The following is an 18,551-nucleotide window of genomic DNA, read 5'->3' on the forward strand; positions in this document are numbered from 1 at the left end:
TGACATCAGGAGGGACCTCACCGTGAGCGCGACCGTCAACGAAGCGGCGCCGCAACGCGGCTTCTTCGGCCAGCCAAGAGGGCTGTCCAGCCTCTTCTTCACCGAGATGTGGGAGCGGTTCTCCTATTACGGGATGAAGGCGCTGCTGGTCATCTACCTCTACAAGGCCGTGAGTGAGGGCGGTCTGGGCATCCCCAAGGAGACCGCGATCGCGGTCGGCTCGGTCTACGCCGCCGCGGTGTACATGGGCTCCCTGCCGGGTGGCTGGATCGCCGACCGCCTGCTCGGCGCGCAGAAAGCGCTGCTCTACGGCGGCATCCTGATCATGTTCGGGCACATCAGCATGGCCATCCCGGCCGGCGCCTCGACCACCTATGTGGGCCTGGTGCTGATCGTGCTGGGCACCAGCCTGCTCAAGCCGAACATCTCCAGCATCGTCGGCCGCCTCTACAGCGAGGACGACCCGCGCCGGGACGCCGGCTTCACCATCTTCTACATGTCGATCAACATCGGTGGCGGTATCGCGCCGCTGCTGTGCGGTTTCCTGGCCGCCCAGTGGGGCTACCACGTCGGCTTCGGCGTTGCCGCGGTCGGCATGTTCTTCGGCCTGGTTCAGTACGTGCTGACCCGCAAGAACCTCGGCGAGGCCGGGCTGCACCCGACCAACCCGCTGCCCGAGGACCAGCGCGCCAAGATCGTCGGCCGGCTGGTCGGCATCGTGCTCGCGGTGGTCGCCGCGGTGGTGGCCGCGATCCTGCTCGGCGTGCTGGAGGTCGGCGGCGTGGTGCTGCTGATCAGCGGCATGTCCATCCTGCTGCCCGCCGGCTACTTCGCCTTCATGCTGCGCAGCGACAAGACCACTCCGGTGGAGCGGGACCGGGTCAAGGCGTATATCCCGCTGTTCATCGGCGCCACCCTGTTCTGGATGATCTTCGAGCAGGCCGGCACGGTGCTCAACATCTACGCCGAGGAGCGGGTCGACCGGAACATCTTCGGCTGGGAGTTCCCGGCCCCCTGGTTCCAGTCGGTGAACCCGGCCTTCATCATCCTGCTGGCCCCCCTGGTCGCCGCGCTGTGGCTGCGCCTGGGCACCCGGCAGCCGTCCACCCCGCGCAAGTTCGCCGTCGCGCTGGTGCTGATCGGCCTGTCCTTCGGCATCCTCGCGGTGGCCGGGCTCAGCGGTGAGAAGGTCGGCGCGCTGTGGCTGCTGCTGGTCTTCGCGGTGCAGACGGTCGGCGAGCTGTGCCTGTCCCCGGTGGGCCTGTCCGCGACCACGAAGCTGGCCCCGGCCGCCTTCGCCTCGCAGATGATGGGCCTGTGGTTCCTGGCCACCGCGGCCGGCAACGGCATCGCCGGTCAGATCGCGCCGCTGTCCACCACCATGTCCGAACTGGCCTACTTCGGCCTGCTCGGCGGCGCCGCGATCCTGCTGGCCGTGTTCCTGTGGATCGGCGCCAACCGGGTCAAGCGACTCATGCACGGCGTCAACTGATCATCTGACGTCGCTGCCCGCGCCGGGTCAGGCCGCCGAACTGGCCGCCCGGCGCGGGCAGTGCACGGGCAGGCTGGTCAGCATCGGCAATGTCCGCCCGTCACCGCGTTCCGGCGCCCCGGCCAGCTCTAGCCGAGGGTGCCGCTGGAACAGCGCGCGCAACGCGATCCCGGCCTCCAGCCGGGCCAGCGCCGCGCCGACGCAGAAGTGGATCCCGCCGGAGAAGGCCAGGTGTTCCCTGGCGTTGGGGCGGGTCGGGTCGAACTGGTCCGGGTGGTCGAACACCGCCGGATCCCGGTTCGCCCCGGCGAGGGAGAGCACGATCTGCTCGCCCCGCCGGATCCGGAACCCGGCCACCTCGGCGTCCTTCCTGGCGAAGCGCGAGGTCAGGTGCACCGGCGGGTCGTAGCGCAGGGTCTCCTCCACCACCGCGGCGGCCAGTCCGGGATCGCGGCGCAGGTGGCCCAGCGCGTCCGGATGGGTGAGCAGGCCGAGCGCGCCCTTGCCGATCAGGTTCACCGTGGTGCCGAACCCGGCCAGCAGCAGCAACCCGCTGGTGGCCAGGAGATCCTTGGTGCTCAACGATTCCCCGTCGACCTTGGCGTGCACCAGTCCGCTGAGCATGTCCTCGGCCGGATGCCTGCGGCGGAAGGCGATCAGCTCGGTGAAGAACTCCTGCAGTTCGAGCATGACCTGCCGCAGCCGCTCGAACTCCCCGACCGAGTTGACCCCGTCGAAGGCGGGCGCGATCCGGTTGGCCCAGCCGCGGAAGCGCTCGTGCTCCGGCGCCGGCACGCCCAGCAGGTCGCAGATCACCTGCACCGGCACCCGGTTGGCGAACAACGGGATCAGGTCGACCTCGCCGGCGTCCTCGAACTCGTCCAGGCAGTCGGCCACGATCCGCTCGATCTCCTCGGCGCGCCGGGCCATCGTGCGCGAGGTGAACCAGGGCGCGACCAGCCTGCGCAGCCGGGTGTGGTCGGGCGGGTCCATCATCAGGAACGAGTCCTCGATCGGGTGCACCGGTTCGGTGGCGGCCCGTTGCGGGAACACCCCGTGCGGGCCGGGCATGCCGAAGCGCTCGTCCCGCAGCAGCCGCGCGGACAGCTCGTGCCCGGCGCCGACGTAGAAGCCGAACCGGCTGCGCACCAGCGGCCCGGCCTCGCGGATCTCCTCATACAGCGGGTACGGGTCGGCGGTGCCTCGGCGCACCAGCCGCGCGCCGGGATCACCGATCGCGGACGCTCCCCACAGCGCGGCGCGATGGCTCAGGAAGGTCAGCTGCGACCTCAGATGTCCCAGCACGGTCATCGGGCGACCCCTCTCAGCACGGTCTCGACCACCAGTTCCGGCGCCGCTCTCGGGGCCAGCTCGCCGTTGTCCACGGCCTCCCAGGCCGCGCACAGCACCGCCACGAACACCTGCACCACCCAGTGCGGCGCCAGGTGCGGGGCGAAGCGGCCCGCGGCCTGTTCGCGTTCCACCAGTTCGCTCAGCGGCCGGGCGACCCGCTCGAAGCCGGCCAGCACCTCGCGGTTGGCGGTCAGCGAACGCTCGTTGGCCAGCCAGGACACCCGGGGACCCAGCGGCAGCAACGCGGTGGCCAGCGCGAGCAGTGCCCGCTCCGGCGGTTCGGTGGCCATCGGGACTTCGCCGACGCCCTCCGCGATGGCGGCGAGGGCGTCGAAGGCCAGTGCCTGCAACAGATCGTCCCTGGTCGGATAGTGCCGGTGCACGGTGGTGCGCCCGATTCCGGCGGCCGCGGCGATCTCGCCCAGGCTCGCGCCCGGGTCCTTGGCCAGCAGCCGGGCGGCGGCGTCGAGCACCCGGTGCCGGGTGCGGGCCCCTCGGGACAACTGCGGTGTACTGGGCATGTCCTGCTCCAAGTGGAACAACTTTGTTCCACTGTCCCGTCACCCACTGCCACGGACAAGCGGCCGGACGGCGGGAGTGCCTTGACCCGTTCGGTTGGCCGCCGGTCCGCTTGACGAGAACTCTGCGTCACGAAAGAATCTCGCGCACTGAGAGAACCAGGGGGGACTGTCATGGCCGCCGAGGACGATCGTCCGGTGCTGCGGATCACCGACCAGGAGCGGGAGGTCGCGGTCGCCCAGCTCAACACCGCGGTCGCCGACGGCAGGCTGACCTGGCCCGAGCACAATGAGCGACTGGCCAGGGCCTATGACGCGCGCACCTCGGCCGAACTGTTGCCGGTGCTGGCCGATCTGGGCGCGCCCGCGGTGCCCGCGCAGCGGGTGGTCGCGGTGGGCAGCAAGATCCAGCGCGCGATGGAACCGGGGCGGGTGGAGGTCAAGGCGGTCTTCGGCGCGGTGATCCTGGACCTGTCCGGGCTCTCCGGGGACACCGAGGTCGAGGTGGTGGCCACCGCCTTCTGCGGCAAGGTGATCATCACGGTGCCGCCCGACGCGACCGTGCTGGACGAGGGCAGCGCGGTGCTGGGCAAGCGGGCGCTGCCGGGCGCCACCCAGGCTCGGGGGCCGCGGGTGCGGATCACCGGGCGCAGCACGTTGAGCAAGCTCGCGGTGCTGCGCGGCTAGATCGGGGCGCGCCGGGTGCGGTAGGCCAGCAGGCGCAGTGCGTTGGCCACCACGATGAGGGTGGAGCCCTCGTGGATGGCCACCGCGGGGCCGATGCCCAGGCCCAGGATGGTGGCCGGGATCAGCACCGCGACCACGCCGAGGCTGGCGAACAGGTTCTGCCGGATGATCCGCCCGGCCTGGCGGCTCAGGCCGACGGCGAAGGGCAGCGTGTCCAGGTCGTCGGCCATCAAGGCGACGTCGGCGGTTTCCAGGGCCACGTCGGAGCCGGCGGCGCCCATGGCGATGCCGACCGTGGCGGTGGCCATGGCCGGGGCGTCGTTCACGCCGTCGCCGACCATGGCGACCTTGCCCTCCCGCCGCCGCAGCCGGGTGACCTGGTCGACCTTGTGCTCGGGCAGCAGGTCGCCGTGCGCCTCGGTGACCCCGACCTCGGTCGCGACGGCGGTGACCACCTGCTGGTTGTCCCCGGAGATCATGATCGTGCGGCGGATGCCGAGCCGGTGCAGGCGGTTGATCACCGAGGCCGCCTGGGGCCGCGGCAGGTCCATCAGGCCGAGCCCGCCCAGCCAGCGCTGACCGGCGCGGACCAGCATCGTGGTGCGGCCGGCGGCTTCCAGACGGGTCAGGGCCTCGTCCAGTTCGCGCGGCGGCGTCAGGTCCACCTCGGTGAACAGCTCGCGCTTGCCGATCCAGACCTCGGTGCCCTCGACGGTGGCCAGCACGCCGCGTCCGGTGACCGAGCGGACCGCGGTCGCGGTCGGCGTCGGCGCGTCGCCGAGGCGGGCCCGGCCGTCCCGCACCACGGCCCTGGCCAGGGGGTGGTCGCTCTGGCTCTCGACGGCCACGGCGACCGCGAGCAGTTCCTCGGCACTGACACTGGCGGCGGTCACCACGTCGGCCAGGCGCGGGGTGCCCTGGGTCAGGGTGCCGGTCTTGTCGAAGGCGATCGCGCGCAGCCTGCCCAGCTGTTCCAGGGGCGCGCCGCCCTTGACCAGCACGCCGGCCCGCGCCGCGCGGGCCAGGGCGGAGAGCACCGCGCTCGGGGTGGCGATGGCCAGCGCGCACGGGCTGGCCGCGACCAGCACGGCGAGCGCCCGGTAGAGGGTGGCGCTGAACGGTTCGTCGAGGACCAGGCCGGCGAAGAGCAGCAGCACCACGATGGCGAGCACCACCGGGACGAAGATCCGCTGGAACCGGTCGGTGAACCGCTGGGTCGGCGAGGTCTCCTGCTGGGCTTCGGTGACCAGCCGGACCACCCTGGCCAGGGTGCTGTCCGCCGCGGGCCGGGTTACCCGCACTTCGAGCGCGCCGGCGCCGTTGATGGTGCCGGCGAACACCCGTGAGTGCGCCTGGATCAGCTCCGGGTTTGCCGCCGCGATCTCGGGGTCGGGCACCGGGCTCTTGTCGGCGGGCACGCTCTCCCCGGTCACCGGCGCCTGGTCGACGCTGCTCAGCCCGGCGATGACGAAGCCGTCGGCGGGCAGCCGCAGGTTCGGCCGGACCAGCACCACCTCGCCGATCCGCAGCTCCTCGATGTCCACCTCGGTGAGGTCGGCGCCGCGGCGGACCAGCGCGGTCCTGGGGGCCAGGTCGGCCAGTGCCTCGATGGAGCGCCGGGCCCTGGCCATCGCGTAGCTCTCCAGGGCGTGGCCGATGCCGAACAGGAACAGCAGCAACGCGCCTTCGGCGACCGAGCCGAGAGCCGCCGCGCCCGCGGCCGCCACCAGCATCAGGAAGTCGATCTCGAACCGCCTGGCCCGGATCTTCTGATACGCCTCGGGCACGGTGTGGTAGGCGCCGAACGCGAACGCCAGCACGTTGACGCCCAGCGTCAGGCCCGGTGCGGCGCCCAGCGCGTCCAGGGCCACGCCCATGCCCAGCAGGGCACCGGCGAGCAGCGCGAACACCAGCTCGCCGCGTTCGCCGAACAGTCCGCCATGTTTGGTGCTCGCCATCGTGTCGCTCCTGCCTCCGCCATGTGACTCATGCATACATTGCAATGTGACTATATGATGGGCTCACCAGCACGGCAACCGCAAGGGAGAAGTGAGATGAATCAGCTCAACAGGTACGTCGAATCCGCCAGGACGGCGGCAGGCTCCGGCGCGGCCCGGGGCGCCCGCCGGTTCCTGTTCCGGCTGCTGCTCGTGGGCGGCCTGCTGGCGGCGGTGCTGGTGATCGGGGCCGTCGCGATCGGGGTGTGGCTGATCGTCAACGCCGACTCGGCGCTGGCCTGGCTCAACGGCGTGCTCGACCGGCTCGGGCCGATCGCGACCTTCTTCGGCCGCTTCACCGGCGGCTGAGCTAGTCCGACTTGGCCCTGAGCATGCGGTAGGCGGTGAAGGCCAGCAGCGCGGCGAAAAGCACCACCGAGAGGCGTGGCGGCAGCAGTAGCGCGAGCAGCACGCCGCCGTAGGCCGAGACCACCCCGGCCAGGCCGAGGATCGCGGCCGACCGCAGATCGGTGTTGCCGCGCTTGAGGTTCTGCACGGTGGCGATGATCCCGGTCGGGATGACCACCAGCAGCGAGGTGCCCTTGGCCACCACGTCGCTGATGCCGAAGAGCAGGATCATCGCCGGCACCATGATGATCCCGCCGCCCACGCCGAACATCCCGGACAGCGTGCCCACCAGCAGGCCCAGCGCGAGCATCAGCGCCGCCCCGCCCACGCCGAGTTCGACCTCGCTGAGCCGTTGCGGGGTCTCGAAACCGAGCCGGATCGCGGTGAACAGCAGCACCGCGGCGAAGCCGTAGCGCAGCCAGCGCACCGGCAGCACGTGCAGCAGCCAGGTGCCCAGCACCGCACCCGCCATGGACCCGGCCGCCAGCAGCGCGGCCACCAGCCAGTTCACCGACCCGTCCACGGCGTAGCCGATCGCGCCGGTGATCGAGATCGGCACCACCGCGGCGAGTGAGGTGCCGTGCGCGAGCTTCTGGCCGAAACCCGCCAGCAGCACCAGGGCCGGAACGATCAGGACCCCGCCGCCGACACCGAACAATCCGGAGAGCAGACCGCTGGTCAGCCCGATGGCGAGCAGGGCGGTCGGCGCCTGCCGGACGGGGGAGTGCTGGACCTGGTCGAGCTGGTCGGGCATGCGCATCCTCGGTTTGGCGGCGGACGGAAATGGCTACAGTATTTGCAGCAGATTGTTGATATGGCAACTAGGAGGCGCTCGTGCCCAGGCCGCGCAATGACACGCCGACGGCCAAGGTAACCGAGCTGCCCGGACTCAGCGCGCCGACCCCGTTGGGACATCAGCTGTATCGCCTGCTGGAGGAGGCGATCCTGGACGGCGCCCTGACCCCGGGACAGCGCCTGGACCCGGACGAGCTGGCCCAGCATTTCGGGGTGAGCCGCCTCCCAGTCCGTGAGACGCTGCGCGCGCTGGACACCGCGGGCTGGATCGAGCTGCGGCCGCGGGAGGGCGCGTTCGTGCGCACCTGGTCCACTCAGGAGGTGGTGGACCTGTTCGAGGCGCGCACCGTGCTGGAGGGCGAGATCTCGGCCAAGGCCGCGTTGCGCCGCACCGAACCGCAGCTGGCCCGGCTGACCGAACTGGTCGAACTCGGCCGGGAGGCCCTCGACTGCGAGGAACCCGAGCGGCTGCCCACCATCAACGAGCACTTCCATGCCGCGATCGCGGCCTGCGCGCACAACGAGGTCCTCGCCGGGATCCGCGCCGGCCTGGCCAAACGGGTCCGCTTCTACTTCGCCGCGGTCGCCCCCGCCCGCGGCGCGGACAGCATCGCCGAACACCAGGCCCTGGTCACCGCGATCCGCAACCGGGACGCCGGCCTGGCCGCCGAACTCGCCCGCCAGCACGTCCGCCGCACCCGAGCCGCCCTCGGCGAACACCTCACCGACACCACCCCCACCCCCTAACCCACCCACAACAGCCAACACACCGTCCACAACGGCCAACACGCGCGCGGGCTTGGACCCCCGCGGCGTGTTGGCCGTTCTCGTACGCCGCGTTGGCCGTTCTGGTACGGCGTGTTGGCCGGTTTCGTACGTCTTGGTGGCGAATTTGCCCTGCGGTGCCGGGCTTTCGGCGAGTTGGGCCAAGTGGTACGCCGGTTTGGCTCAAGTGGGCGTGCCAGTTGGCCCAAGTGGGGCGGGGCAGGGGCTAGGGCAGGGAGCGGCGGTGGCGGCGGACGGTTTCCTCGACCAGGTCCAGCACTGGGTCGAGGTCGTCGGCGGGCAGGCCCATGGCCAGGTGCGAGACCAGGCCTTCCAGGACCAGTTCGAGGAATCCGGTCAGCACGTCGACGTCCACGTCGTCGCGGAGGTTTCCGGCCTCGCGCTGCCGTTGCAGCCGGGCTTTGGTGGCCGCGGTCAGTGCCTCGGAGCGTTCGGCCCAGCGGGCCCGGAAGTCCGGATCGGTGCGCAGTCGCCGGGAGACCTCCAGGCGGGTGCCCAGCCAGTCCGCCGGGTGCTCGCCGCCGTCGTGCGACTCGTGTTTGAGCAGCTCGCGCATCACCTGCACCAGGCCCTGCTCGGCCACCACCTGCGCCATCCGGTGCGCGTCGTCCTCGGCCAGCGCCAGGAACAACGACTCCTTGTCCCGGAAGTGGTGGAAGATGGCGCCGCGGGAGAGCGCGGTGGCTTCCTCCAGGCGGCGGACCGTGGCACCCTCGTACCCGAAGCGGGCAAAGCAACTCCGCGCCCCGTCGAGGATCTGGCGGCGGCGCGCGTCGAGGTGGTCCTGGCTTACCCGTGGCACCTACTGATCGTGACAGTCCGAACCGGGCGGGTGCAAACCGTACGTACGTACTTCACAGTCGGGATTCATCCCACGGCCGATCGGGTTCATTCCTGCAAACGTTCTCGCATCCCGACGACCGGCCGTTGACAGCCCGGGGTCGCGGTGGTGTTATCTGGCCCGCGGGTTAGGAAACTTTGTTTACTGTCCGCGTTTTCCGGCCAGGCACCAGGTGAGTCCGCCAGCTCGCGCACGTCCGCCGCCCCTGCAGACGACCGCACTTCCGCAAGCTGTGTGAGGTAACTGTGGCAACGAGTCCAGCCCGGTCACGACGTGTGACCGCGGCCTCCATCGCTGTGGCGCTCGCGGCGTTCGCCGTGGGCTCCGCTCCCGCCGCGAGCGCGGCGCCCACCGACTACGAGGCAGAGGACGCGTCGATCTCCCAGGGAGTCGTCGAGTCCAACCACACCGGGTTCACCGGACGGGGCTTCGTCAACTACACCAACGTGACCGGCAGCTACGTCGAGTGGACGGTCACCGCGGCCGCCGCGGGCGCCCAGACCCTCACCCTGCGCTATGCCAACGGCACCGCGGTGAACCGGGCCATGGATGTGGCCGTGGACGGCGCGATCGTGGCCAACGACCTGGCCTTCGAGGGCACCGGCGCGTGGACCACCTGGACCACCAAGAACATCACCGCCACCCTGAAGGCGGGCGCGAACAAGATCCGGGCCACCGCGGTGACCGCCAACGGCGGCCCGAACGTGGACAAGCTCTCGGTGGAGAGCAGCGACACCCAGGCGCCGACCCCGCCGCCGAACCTGCGCTCCACCGGCAAGACCGCCAGCTCGGTCTCGCTGGCCTGGGACGCGGCCAGTGACAACGTGGGCGTCACCGGCTACGACATCTACCAGCACGGCCAGCTGATGAAGAGCGTCGGCGCGGTCCTGGCGGCCACGGTGGACAACCTGGAGCCGGACACCCTCTACGACTGGACGGTCTTCGCCAAGGACGCCGCGGGCAACGTCTCGCCGGCCTCCAACGCGGTGCCGGTGCGCACCGACCCGGCCCCGCCGGACAACGAGAAGCCGACCGTCCCCGGTTCGCTGCGTTCCCCCGGCAAGACCTCGACCAGTGTCGACCTGGCCTGGAACGCCTCCACGGACAATGTGAAGGTCACCGGCTACGAGATCTTCACCGACGGCGCGCAGACCGGCACCGCCGACGGCAGCACCACCACGCACACCGCGGCCGGCCTGGCCGCGAACAAGGCCTACACCTTCCAGGTGCGGGCCAGGGACGCCGCGGGCAACCGCTCGGACCTCTCCGGCCCGATCACCGTGACCACCAGCCCCAGCGGCGGCACCGGCGTGCCCGAGCCGGGCGCGGTCAGCCAGATCGTCGGCGGCGTGGACGTGGCCTGGGGCCTGGCGTTCCTGCCGGACGGCTCCGCGCTGGTGACCGAGCGGGAGAGCTTCAACGTGCTGCGGGTGACCCCGGCCGGCCAGAAGACCGTGCTCGGCAAGATCCCCGGCGCGCAGAGCACCGGCGGCGAGGGCGGCGCGCTGGGCCTGGAGGTCTCGCCGAACTTCGCCAGTGACGGATTGGTCTACATCTACCACACGGCGTCCTCGGGCAACCAGCTCGTGCGGGTCAAGCTGGAGGGCAACACCCTCTCCGGCTGGCAGACCCTGCTCAGCGGCACCCCGAAGAGCCGCTTCCACAACGGCGGCAGGCTGCGCTTCAGCCCGGACGGCAAGCACCTGTTCATCTCCACCGGTGACGCCCAGAACGGCCCGAACGCGCAGAACCTGAACAACAACGCGGGCAAGATCCTGCGGCTCAACGCCGACGGCAGCATCCCCGCGGACAATCCCTTCCCCGGCAAGGCGATCTGGAGCTACGGCCACCGCAACGTGCAGGGCCTGGACTTCGACTCGCAGGGCCGGTTGTGGGCCTCGGAGTTCGGCAACTCCCAGCAGGACGAGGTCAACCTGATCACCAAGGGCGGCAACTACGGCTGGGACAAGTGCGAAGGCACCTCCGGCTCCGGTTGCGCGGGCACCATCCCGCCGAAGAAGACCTGGTCCACCAGTGCCGCCAGCCCCAGCGGGCTGACCATCATCAACGACCACGTCTTCGTCGCCACCACCAGGGGCGAGCGGATCTACCGGATGCGCATCGACGCCAGCGGCAACCTGGTCGACCAGAAGATCTACTTCCAGGGCAGCTACGGCAGGCTGCGCACGGTGGAGGTGGACAAGCAGGGCGACATCTGGCTGACCACCAGCACCGACAAGGACGGCACCACGGGCAACGACCGCATCCTGCGCATCGACGTCCAGTACGAGGGCGGCGAACCGCAGCCCGGCGACTTCAAGCTGTCCAGCACGGCCTTCGCCGACGACGCGATGATCCCGGCCCGGCACACCTGCGCCGGGGACAAGGTCGCCGGCCAGGACCCGTCCCCGCCGCTGGCCTGGGGCGCGGGCACGGTGGGCGCCAAGGCGTACGCGATCGTCTTCGCCGACCGGGTCAACAACGGCAACAAACTGCACTGGGCGATCTGGGACATCCCCGCCGCCACCCTCAAGCTGCCCGATGACCTGCCAGCGGGCTTCACCGTCCCCGGTCAGGGCGGCGCCAAGCAGAAGGCCATGGGCAGCGGGGCCAACGCGCAGAAGTTCTTCGGTCCCTGCCCCGGCGGCAACACCAACCCGTACACCTTCACCCTCTACGCCCTCAACACCACCACCGTCCCCGGTCTGACCTCCGGTTCGACCATGGCCCAGATCGAGGCCGCGATCAAGGCCAACAGCACCGCCAACACCGTGCTGCGCGGCCGTTCCAACGCCAAGGCCGGCTGACCACCCCAGCCGGTAGCCGCTGCGGGCGCAGACACCCAGCCCTGCGCCCGCAGCACCCCGGCATCCCTGCCCCGGTGTCCGGGCCACGATCGTCGCCCCCGGCGGCACCGTCTCCCCAGCTAGCCGATCGTTGGAGTGCGAGGTTCACTTTCGGCGTGTAGCTTCGGATGTCGGTCGATCACAAGGGGTGATCAAAAGTGATGCCGTCAGAAGCCACCACCTTCGCGGAACCGCTGTCCCAACCGCTGCACGACCGGGCGGAGGCAGAGGCATATGTCGCCTCTGTCTGCTTCAAAACCGGCCCACCCGAGCTGGTCGGGGTCGAACTGGAATGGACCGTGCACCACGCGGACCAGCCCGGTCGACCACTCAGTCTGAACACGCTCCGTGACGCACTGGGCACGCATGCACCACCGCTGCTGGTCCAGGGCAGCCCGCACCACCCGCTCCCGAACGGCTCCCTGATCACCGTCGAACCCGGTGGCCAGGTCGAGATTTCCACCCAACCGGCGCCCAGCCTGGCCGGGCTGCTGCCCGTGGCCACCGCCGACATCGCCTATCTCATCGAACTCCTGCGCGGCGCCGGACTCCGGCTGGGTCAGCACGGCATCGACGCGCACCGGCTCCCGCACCGACTGCTCCAGGTCCCGCGCTACGCGGCCATGGAGACCGCGTTCAACCGCCGCGGACCGGACGGCCGGACCATGATGTGCAGCACCGCCGGACTCCAGGTCTGCGTGGACGCGGGCGAACCCGGCCGGGTCGCCACCCGCTGGGCCGCAGCGCACGCGCTGGGGCCGGTGCTGGCGGCGGCCTTCGCCAACTCCGCGGAGTTCGCCGGGCGGCGCACCGGCTGGGCCTCGGCCCGGATGCGCACCCTGTTCGGCACCGATCCCAACCGCACCAGAGCCGGCGAGGTCAGCACCGACCCGGCCGCGGACTGGGCGCGCCGGGTCATGGACACCCCGCTGATCTGCCTGCGCCGCCCCGGCACCTGCTGGGACGCGCCGCCGGGCCTGACCTTCGGCGCCTGGGCCGACGGCGCGCTGGAGCGCCGCCCGAGCACCGACGACCTGGACTACCACCTCAGCACGATGTTCCCGCCGGTCCGCCCGCGCGGGTACCTCGAGATCCGCTACCTGGACACCCAGCCGACCGGCGAGTGGACCGTCCCGGTGGCACTGCTGATCGCGCTGTTCCACCGGGAGTCCACAGTGGACAGCGCGCTGGACGCGGTGAGTCAGGCCGCCGACCGCTGGGTCGAGGCGGCGCGGCACGGCCTCGCCGATCCGGTGCTGGCCATGGTGGCGCCACGGGTCTTCGACCTGGCGCTGCGCGCGTTGCCCGAGCTAGGGCTGCCAGCCGCCACCAGGGCGCTGGTCGAGGAGACCGTGGGATACCTGTTGGCCGGCCGTGCTCCGGTCGGCGCGGCCGAGGAGCTGGCATGACCGTCAACCCAGTCGATCTGCCCATCGAGCAGCTACGCGACACGGTCGCGGAATCCTTACAGCGGGCCAGGAATCGCAGCACCGGGCTCACCGAGTCCATCGACGAGGCCGATCTGGTCAAACAGCACTCCAAGCTGATGTCGCCGCTGATCTGGGACTACGCGCACATCGGCAACCAGGAGGAACTCTGGCTGGTGCGCGATGTCGGCGGCCGGGACCCGGTGCGCCAGGACATCGACGAGCTGTACGACGCCTTCAAACACCCCCGCGCAGGCCGTCCGCAACTCCCGCTGCTCAACCCGCGGGAGGCCAGGACCTATGTGCGCGAGGTGCGGGAGAAGGTCCTGGACGTGCTCGACACCTCGCCCCTGGAGGGCGGCCGGCTGCTCGACGGCGCGTTCGCCTTCGGCATGATCGCCCAGCACGAGCAGCAGCACGACGAGACCATGCTCGCCACCCACCAGCTCCGCATCGGCCCGGCCGCCCTGCACGCTCCACCGCCGCCGGACCCACCCTCCGATGTGGACAGACTGCCGGCCGAGGTGCTGATTCCCGGCGGCCGGTTCGAGATGGGCACCTCCACCGAACCGTGGGCGCTGGACAACGAACGCCCAGCGCATCCGGTGCAGGTGGCCGACTTCTTCCTGGACACCACCCCGGTCACCAACGGCGCCTACCGCCAGTTCATCGCCGCCGGCGGTTACGACGACGAACGCTGGTGGAGCGAGGCGGGCTGGGCGCACCGGCAGCGCGCCAACCTCTCCGCCCCGCTGTTCTGGCGTTCCGACGGCCACGACGGCTGGCTGCGCCGACGCTTCGGCGTGCTGGAACCGGTGCCGGACAACGAACCCGTGCTGCACGTCAGCTTCCACGAAGCCCAGGCGTACGCCCGCTGGGCGGGCAAGCGGCTGCCCACCGAACCGGAGTGGGAGAAGGCCGCCCGCTTCGACCCGGCCACCGGCCGCTCCCGCAGATATCCCTGGGGCGACGCCGATCCCGGTCCCGAACACGCCAACCTGGGCCAGCGGCACCTGCGTCCCGCGCCCGCCGGGTCCTATCCGGACGGCGCTTCCCCGCTGGGGGTGCGCCAGCTCATCGGCGATGTCTGGGAGTGGCTGGACAGCGACTTCCTGCCCTACCCGGGATTCGCCGCCTTCCCCTATGACGAGTACTCCAAGGTGTTCTTCCGCGGCGACTACAAGATGTTGCGCGGCGGCAGTTTCGGCACCGACCAGGTGTCGGTGCGCGGCACCTTCCGCAACTGGGACCACCCGGTCCGCCGACAGATCTTCAGTGGATTCCGGTGCGCGCGCGACGCGCGTGCAGAGGAAGTGAACCGCTAGGCGTGTGCCGCCATCTGGCTTACCTGGGCCCCGCCATGCCCTTGGCCGACCTGGTGCTGACCCCGCCGCACTCGTTGCTGCGGCAGTCCTGGGCGCCCGCGGACATGCGCGGCGGCGGCACGATCAACGCCGACGGTCACGGCGTCGGCTGGTACCCCCAGCCCGGCGCCGCCCCGGTCCGGCACCGCAGCGCCAGTCCACTCTGGACGGACACCTCCTTCGCCTCCTGGGCGGGCGCGGTGTCTTCCGGCGCGGTGCTGGCCGCGGTGCGCTCGGCCACCGTCGGCATGCCGGTGACCGAATCCGCCAACGCCCCCTTCCTGGACGGCCAATGGCTGTTCAGCCACAACGGAAAAGTCACCGGCTGGCCGCACTCCCTGGCCGCCCTGGCCGAGACCCTCCCGGCGACCGACCTGCTCACCCTGGACGCCGCCACCGACTCCGCCCTGCTGTGGGCGTTGCTGCGCAGGCGATTGCGCGCGGGCGAACCCGCCGCGACCGCGGTGTCCGATCTCGTCCGGACGGTGGCCGCGGCCGCCCCGGACTCCCGGCTCAACCTGTTGCTGACCGACGGCACGAACATCGTGGCCACTACGTGGTGGCACTCGTTGTCCGTGCTTCATACGGGAAAATCCGTGATCGTCGCCTCCGAACCCACTGATGAGCGCGACTGGCAGCCGGTCCCCGACCGGCATCTGGTGCTGGCCAATTCGTCCACTCTGGACATAATCTCCCTTGAGGATCATCGATGACCCTGCCTGTCCTGGACATCCATCTGACCGAGCACGACGCGGCCGCCGCACTGCGCGCCGATGTCCTCAGTGGACTCACCGCCAACCCGAAGTCCTTGCCGCCCAAGTGGTTCTACGACGAACGCGGCAGTGAGCTGTTCGAACAGATCACTGAACTACCCGAGTATTACCCCACCGGCGCCGAACGCGAGGTGCTGGCCCAGGTGGCCGGGGAGATCGCCGCCACCACCGGCGCGGAGACCATGGTGGAACTCGGCTCCGGCTCCTCCGTCAAAACCCGCCTGCTGCTGGATGCCTTGCGCGCCAACCACACCCTGCACCGCTTCGTGCCGCTGGACGTCTCGGCCGCCGCGCTGCTCCAGTCCACCGCCGCGCTGGCCGAGGACTACCCGGGCCTGGAGGTCCGCGGCGTGGTCGGCGACTTCACCCGCCACCTGGACCGGCTTCCGGTCGGCGGCAGGCGCCTGGTCGCCTTCCTGGGCGGCACCATCGGCAACCTGCTCCCGGCCGAACGCGCCGACTTCTTCGCCGACATCCGCGCCGCCCTGCAACCGGGGGAGTGGCTGCTGCTGGGCACCGACCTGGTCAAGGACCAGGACACCCTGGTCCGCGCCTACGACGACAGCCAGGGCGTGACCGCGGACTTCAACCGCAACGTGCTGCGCGTGCTCAACCGCGAACTGGCCGCCGACTTCGAGGTCGACGCCTTCGAGCACGTCGCGGTCTGGGACGAGGACTGGGAGTGGATCGAGATGCGGCTGCGCGCCACCAAGCCGATGAGCGTGCGCGTCGACGCCCTGGACCTGGAGGTCAAGTTCGACGCGGGGGAGGAGATGCGCACCGAGGTCTCGGCTAAGTTCCGCCAGTCCGGCGTCCGCCGGGAACTCGCCGCCGCAGGCTTCGACCTGCGCAAATGGTGGACCGACCCGGCGGGTAGGTTCGGGGTCTCGCTAGCCCGCGCCGAGGGATAATAAGGTCTAAACATGAATCTTGTTCGCAACCTGGCGGTCAAGTTCGGCCGCCAGGAGTGGTTCGCCAAACTCGGCCGCAAGCTCGTCCCGCTGGACGTCAAGATCCAGCAGCGCACCAAGGGCAAGATCAGCGTGTCCGAGCTGCTGGGCCTGCCCGCCCTGCTGCTGACCACCACGGGCCGCAAAAGCGGTCAACCCAGGTCGGTGCCGCTGTTGTTCGTGCCCTATGGCGAGCAGTTCATCGTCACCGGCTCGAACTGGGGCCAGCAGCACCACCCGGCCTGGTCGGTGAACCTCCTGGCGACCCCCGAGGCCCAGGTCACCTTGCGCGCCAAGAACTTCCCGGTGACCGGCCGTCTGGTCACCGGCGAGGAACGAGCCAAGGTCTGGTCCGAGATCGTCAAGGTCTGGCCCGCCTACAACACCTACGCCGAACGAGCGGGAAATCGCGAGATCCGAGTCTTCCTACTCACCAAGAACTGACCCCAGGGGCCGCCTCCGCCCAACCGTCGTGGGGGCGGCCCCTGCCCATGTCCTACTCCGCCCCCTCCAGATACCGCTTGGCCAGCCGAACTTCCTCCTCGACCTCTGCCAGCACCTGGCGTCGCAGCAACGGCTCCACCCAGCGCAACCAGGCCCGGAACCGGAAGTTGAGCGTCCGCACCAACCGGGTCCCACCCGCGACCGGCGTGCACACAAAGCTGGCGTCGAACTCGGAGAACAGCCGCCCCCGCCGATTGGCGGGCGACGGCGCCAGCGCGACATCAACCCGCAGCCCAGGCGTCAACCGCATCCGCGACACCGTCACCGGCCCCGGCAACCCCGCGATCCTGGCCCGGAACGCGAACTCGGTCACCTCCCCCTCCCGCCGCATCCACAACACAGGGTGGATCTTGCGGTCGACCTGGGCGTACCGCCGCGCGTCCAGCACGAACTCCAGCAGCTCCGCGGGCGTGCAGCCGATCGTCTCGGTGACCTCGATCGTGAGCATGCCGCCACGCTAACCAGGGTCGCGCCCCGAAGTCCGCCGAACAGACCGGATTCCGGGATGGGTGTGACGCTCCCGGGCGGATGCCACGGGCGGGGACACCGCCACGGGAACGTCACACAGGGCGTCCGGTGACTCCCGGAGGAGTTCGCCACACCGGACACCCAGTCATCGCCGCGGGCACCCGCGAGGTCAGGCCGGCAGAGCCTGGTCGATGTCCGCCCACAGGTCTTCCGCGTGTTCGATCCCCACCGACAACCGCACCATCCCCGCGCCGATCCCGGCCGCGGCCAGCTCCTGCTCGTTCAACTGCCGGTGCGAAGTGCTCGCCGGATGCAGCACAGTCGACTCCACCCCGCCCAGCGACGCGGCCAGCTGCACCACCCGCACCCCCTTGCTGAACGCGTGCCCGGCCGCCCGGCCGCCTGCCAGCTCGAAGGCGATCATGCCGCCGAAGTCCGCGAGCAACTCCTTGGCGATCTGGTGGTCTGGGTGGGAGGCCAATCCGGGCCAGTGCACCGCGGTCACCGCCGGGTGTTCGGTCAGGCGGTGCGCGAGCAGGGCGGCGTTCGCGCAGTGCTGGCGCATGCGTACGGGGAGGGTCTGGATGCCGCGGATGGTCAGCCAGGCGGCGAAGGGATCCGGCATGGCGCCCAGTTCCATCGAGTAGTGCCAGACCTTGTGGTGCAGTTCCTCGGTGGCGAAGGCCAGGATGCCGCCGGTGATGTCGCTGTGGCCGCCCAGATATTTGGTGGCGGAGTGCAGGACGATGTCGGCGCCGTGGGTGAGGGGCTGGCACAGCAGGGGCGTGGCGAAGGTGTTGTCGACCAGGGTGGTCAGGTTGGCGGCTTTGCCAGCGGCCAGGAAGGTGGGGAGGTTGATTACCCGGGTCACCGGGTTGGCGATGGTTTCCAGGTAGAGCAGACGGGTGTTGGGGCGTAGGGCTTTCTCGACCTCAGCGGGGTCTTCGCCGGGGATGTAGGTGACCTCGACGCCGAATCGGGCGGCCAGGTCGTTGAGGCTGGCGAAGGCGCCGCCGTAAATACATCGCTGGGCGATCACGTGGTCGCCGGAGCTGAGCAGGGCGAGCAGGGCCGAGTTGATCGCGCCCATGCCGGAGGCGGTGGCGACCGCGCCCACTCCGTTCTCCAGCGCCGCGAGGGTGTCTTCCAGGGCCCGGGTGGTGGGGTTGGCGTAGCGGCTGTAGACGAAGCCGCTGTCCGGGGAGTTCAGGGCGGCGGCCAGGGCATCCGGGTCGTCGAAGGCGAAATTGGATGCCTGGTAGAGCGGGACGCTGATGGGGCGGGAGTTGGGCAGGGCGGGGGCGGTGATGTGCACGGCGCGGGTTTCCGGGCGGGTGGAGGTCATGGGTTCAGCCTGGTGCGGGCCGTGGGGGTGGGACAGCGCCAATCTCGGGTAGATTGG

The 18,551-nt window shown here is 70.5% G+C and carries 17 protein-coding genes; 10 read left to right on the forward strand and 7 right to left on the reverse strand.

Annotation, left to right across the window (positions count from 1 at the left end; translation table 11 throughout):
• The first annotated feature begins 22 nt into the window (after nucleotides 1-22).
• The gene (locus MZC64_RS29855) at nucleotides 23-1,492 is read left to right on the forward strand and encodes a peptide MFS transporter (RefSeq protein ID WP_247762550.1); all 1,470 of its coding nucleotides are present in this window, start codon (nucleotides 23-25) and stop codon (nucleotides 1,490-1,492) included.
• 27 nt (nucleotides 1,493-1,519) lie between these two features.
• On the opposite strand, the gene MZC64_RS29860 is transcribed toward MZC64_RS29855, so the two are convergent.
• Nucleotides 1,520-2,803 (reverse strand): cytochrome P450, encoded by a 1,284-nt coding sequence (locus tag MZC64_RS29860; protein WP_247762551.1) that lies wholly within the window; start codon nucleotides 2,801-2,803, stop codon nucleotides 1,520-1,522.
• Nucleotides 2,800-3,366 (reverse strand): TetR/AcrR family transcriptional regulator, encoded by a 567-nt coding sequence (locus tag MZC64_RS29865; protein ID WP_247762552.1) that lies wholly within the window; start codon nucleotides 3,364-3,366, stop codon nucleotides 2,800-2,802. The genes MZC64_RS29860 and MZC64_RS29865 overlap by 4 nt, the downstream gene beginning before the upstream one ends.
• A gap of 171 nt (nucleotides 3,367-3,537) precedes the next feature.
• Here MZC64_RS29865 and MZC64_RS29870 point away from each other — a divergent pair, with 171 nt between their 5' ends.
• Nucleotides 3,538-4,050, forward strand: coding sequence for a DUF1707 domain-containing protein (locus tag MZC64_RS29870; RefSeq protein WP_247762560.1), 513 nt, complete (start codon nucleotides 3,538-3,540; stop codon nucleotides 4,048-4,050).
• On the opposite strand, the gene MZC64_RS29875 is transcribed toward MZC64_RS29870, so the two are convergent.
• Entirely contained in the window at nucleotides 4,047-6,008 is a 1,962-nt protein-coding gene (locus MZC64_RS29875) for a heavy metal translocating P-type ATPase (RefSeq protein WP_247762562.1), read from the reverse strand. The genes MZC64_RS29870 and MZC64_RS29875 overlap by 4 nt on opposite strands.
• Nucleotides 6,009-6,104: 96 nt before the next feature.
• Here MZC64_RS29875 and MZC64_RS29880 point away from each other — a divergent pair, with 96 nt between their 5' ends.
• On the forward strand, nucleotides 6,105-6,356 hold the full coding sequence (locus tag MZC64_RS29880) for a hypothetical protein (protein WP_247762564.1): 252 nt from the start codon (nucleotides 6,105-6,107) through the stop codon (nucleotides 6,354-6,356).
• Between the two features lies 1 nt (nucleotide 6,357).
• On the opposite strand, the gene MZC64_RS29885 is transcribed toward MZC64_RS29880, so the two are convergent.
• Complete coding sequence (locus MZC64_RS29885; protein WP_247762566.1) at nucleotides 6,358-7,149, reverse strand: sulfite exporter TauE/SafE family protein; 792 nt, start codon at nucleotides 7,147-7,149, stop codon at nucleotides 6,358-6,360.
• Nucleotides 7,150-7,229: 80 nt separating this feature from the next.
• Here MZC64_RS29885 and MZC64_RS29890 point away from each other — a divergent pair, with 80 nt between their 5' ends.
• Entirely contained in the window at nucleotides 7,230-7,937 is a 708-nt protein-coding gene (locus MZC64_RS29890) for a GntR family transcriptional regulator (RefSeq protein ID WP_247762567.1), read from the forward strand.
• Nucleotides 7,938-8,181: 244 nt separating this feature from the next.
• Here the strand turns inward: MZC64_RS29890 and MZC64_RS29895 are convergent, their stop codons facing one another.
• Entirely contained in the window at nucleotides 8,182-8,778 is a 597-nt protein-coding gene (locus tag MZC64_RS29895) for a TetR/AcrR family transcriptional regulator (protein WP_247762569.1), read from the reverse strand.
• A gap of 314 nt (nucleotides 8,779-9,092) precedes the next feature.
• Between MZC64_RS29895 and MZC64_RS29900 the strand changes: the two genes are divergently transcribed.
• From MZC64_RS29900 to MZC64_RS29925, 6 genes are all read left to right on the forward strand, one after another.
• Entirely contained in the window at nucleotides 9,093-11,624 is a 2,532-nt protein-coding gene (locus tag MZC64_RS29900; protein ID WP_247762571.1) for a PQQ-dependent sugar dehydrogenase, read from the forward strand.
• A 200-nt stretch (nucleotides 11,625-11,824) separates the two neighbouring features.
• A complete protein-coding gene (gene egtA / locus MZC64_RS29905; protein WP_247762573.1) occupies nucleotides 11,825-13,072 on the forward strand; it encodes an ergothioneine biosynthesis glutamate--cysteine ligase EgtA in 1,248 nt (415 codons plus the stop codon).
• Complete coding sequence (gene egtB / locus MZC64_RS29910) at nucleotides 13,069-14,415, forward strand: ergothioneine biosynthesis protein EgtB (protein WP_247762575.1); 1,347 nt, start codon at nucleotides 13,069-13,071, stop codon at nucleotides 14,413-14,415. The genes egtA and egtB overlap by 4 nt, the downstream gene beginning before the upstream one ends.
• Before the next feature lie 2 nt (nucleotides 14,416-14,417).
• Nucleotides 14,418-15,167: an ergothioneine biosynthesis protein EgtC gene (gene egtC, locus MZC64_RS29915; protein WP_247762577.1), complete on the forward strand. Its 750-nt coding sequence runs from the start codon at nucleotides 14,418-14,420 to the stop codon at nucleotides 15,165-15,167.
• Entirely contained in the window at nucleotides 15,164-16,138 is a 975-nt protein-coding gene (egtD, locus tag MZC64_RS29920; protein ID WP_247762579.1) for an L-histidine N(alpha)-methyltransferase, read from the forward strand. Before egtC ends, egtD begins: the two co-directional genes overlap by 4 nt.
• A 12-nt stretch (nucleotides 16,139-16,150) precedes the next feature.
• Entirely contained in the window at nucleotides 16,151-16,621 is a 471-nt protein-coding gene (locus MZC64_RS29925) for a nitroreductase family deazaflavin-dependent oxidoreductase (RefSeq protein ID WP_247762581.1), read from the forward strand.
• Nucleotides 16,622-16,673: 52 nt separating this feature from the next.
• Here MZC64_RS29925 and MZC64_RS29930 read toward each other — a convergent pair whose 3' ends face one another.
• Both MZC64_RS29930 and MZC64_RS29935 read right to left on the reverse strand, forming a co-directional pair.
• Nucleotides 16,674-17,129: an SRPBCC family protein gene (locus MZC64_RS29930; protein ID WP_247762582.1), complete on the reverse strand. Its 456-nt coding sequence runs from the start codon at nucleotides 17,127-17,129 to the stop codon at nucleotides 16,674-16,676.
• Between the two features lie 189 nt (nucleotides 17,130-17,318).
• On the reverse strand, nucleotides 17,319-18,494 hold the full coding sequence (locus MZC64_RS29935; RefSeq protein ID WP_247762583.1) for a PLP-dependent aspartate aminotransferase family protein: 1,176 nt from the start codon (nucleotides 18,492-18,494) through the stop codon (nucleotides 17,319-17,321).
• Nucleotides 18,495-18,551: the final 57 nt, after the last annotated feature.

The organism is Crossiella sp. S99.2 (genome assembly GCF_023094165.1).
In the GTDB taxonomy this organism is placed as follows: domain Bacteria; phylum Actinomycetota; class Actinomycetes; order Mycobacteriales; family Pseudonocardiaceae; genus Crossiella.

Coding starts and splice junctions, on each gene's coding strand:
- MZC64_RS29860 (WP_247762551.1), bottom strand. CDS start 2,803: ATGACCGTGCTGGGACATCTGAGGTCGCAGCTGACCTTCCTGAGCCAT.
- MZC64_RS29865 (WP_247762552.1), bottom strand. CDS start 3,366: ATGCCCAGTACACCGCAGTTGTCCCGAGGGGCCCGCACCCGGCACCGG.
- MZC64_RS29870 (WP_247762560.1), top strand. CDS start 3,538: ATGGCCGCCGAGGACGATCGTCCGGTGCTGCGGATCACCGACCAGGAG.
- MZC64_RS29875 (WP_247762562.1), bottom strand. CDS start 6,008: ATGGCGAGCACCAAACATGGCGGACTGTTCGGCGAACGCGGCGAGCTG.
- MZC64_RS29880 (WP_247762564.1), top strand. CDS start 6,105: ATGAATCAGCTCAACAGGTACGTCGAATCCGCCAGGACGGCGGCAGGC.
- MZC64_RS29885 (WP_247762566.1), bottom strand. CDS start 7,149: ATGCCCGACCAGCTCGACCAGGTCCAGCACTCCCCCGTCCGGCAGGCG.
- egtA (WP_247762573.1), top strand. CDS start 11,825: ATGCCGTCAGAAGCCACCACCTTCGCGGAACCGCTGTCCCAACCGCTG.
- egtB (WP_247762575.1), top strand. CDS start 13,069: ATGACCGTCAACCCAGTCGATCTGCCCATCGAGCAGCTACGCGACACG.
- egtD (WP_247762579.1), top strand. CDS start 15,164: ATGACCCTGCCTGTCCTGGACATCCATCTGACCGAGCACGACGCGGCC.
- MZC64_RS29925 (WP_247762581.1), top strand. CDS start 16,151: ATGAATCTTGTTCGCAACCTGGCGGTCAAGTTCGGCCGCCAGGAGTGG.
- MZC64_RS29930 (WP_247762582.1), bottom strand. CDS start 17,129: ATGCTCACGATCGAGGTCACCGAGACGATCGGCTGCACGCCCGCGGAG.
- MZC64_RS29935 (WP_247762583.1), bottom strand. CDS start 18,494: ATGACCTCCACCCGCCCGGAAACCCGCGCCGTGCACATCACCGCCCCC.